This window comes from Variovorax sp. FG153 (genome assembly GCF_057809595.1).
The window spans coordinates 1-803 of record NZ_JBMDKG010000118.1; the positions used below are offsets into that span (position 1 = coordinate 1).

The following is an 803-nucleotide window of genomic DNA, read 5'->3' on the forward strand; positions in this document are numbered from 1 at the left end:
AGCGCGGCGCCGGCCGCGGCCAGCGACAGGAGCAGTGCCGCCGCGGACCGCTGCGCCAGCCTCATTGCGTGGCGACGGGGTCCTTGGTCTCCGACGTCGGCGCCGGGTCGAAGGCGGCCACGTTGGCCGGCTCCGCCGTGTCGAGCACCGAGGCGACCAGCGACTGCACGTAGGCGATGAAGCTGTCGTACGCGTCGGCCTGCGGCGGCGGGTTCTCGGGCGGGTTGTTGCCGCTCACCGGCGGGAACGGATAGAACGCGGCGCCACCGCCGCCGCCCCCGCCGCAGCCGGCGAGGAAAGCGGCCACCAGCAGCAGGCCGGCGATGCGAGGAATGTTGCGGTTCATGCCGGCATCCTCCTCAGCGCGCGGCCGAGGCCGAGGTCGAACCCGGCAGCGGCGTGTTCAGGTACGGGAAGGCATCGGGGAACTCCGTGGGGCTCTGCGCCGCGCCGTCGGTCAGAGGGGCACTACCCGCGGGCGCGTCGGCCGGCTTGCAGCCGACCTTGAGCGTGTCGCTGGCACCGGTGGCCACGCACAGCACGCCCATCGCCACGCGCAGTTCGGCATCGACCACGTCGTCGCCCGGCCGGCGTCCGTTCGGGAAGCCCGCGAGGTCGTTGCCGAGCACGCCGAGGTTGCTCTGGTTCGCCTTGATCGTGGGCGCGATCGAGGTGTTCAGCCGCAGCATCTCCGAGGCCTTGACGTTGGCCGGCTTGTTCACCCCCTCGACGCCCGTGAGGAAGGCCGCGACCAGGTCGGTGCGCGGGAAGTTCGTGGGCGCGGGCGCCTGGAACAGCGTCTG

Annotated in this window: 2 protein-coding genes; both read right to left on the reverse strand. The window is 72.7% G+C overall.

The window, feature by feature from the left end; translation table 11 throughout:
- Nucleotides 1–61: 61 nt before the first annotated feature.
- Nucleotides 62–346: a hypothetical protein gene (locus tag ACODT0_RS42350; protein ID WP_057591434.1), complete on the reverse strand. Its 285-nt coding sequence runs from the start codon at nt 344–346 to the stop codon at nt 62–64.
- Between the two features lie 13 nt (nt 347–359).
- A partial coding sequence (locus ACODT0_RS42355) for a DUF4331 family protein (protein ID WP_489044045.1) occupies nt 360–803 on the reverse strand: 444 nt, incomplete at its 5' end.

Coding starts and splice junctions, on each gene's coding strand:
- ACODT0_RS42350 (WP_057591434.1), bottom strand. CDS start 346: ATGAACCGCAACATTCCTCGCATCGCCGGCCTGCTGCTGGTGGCCGCT.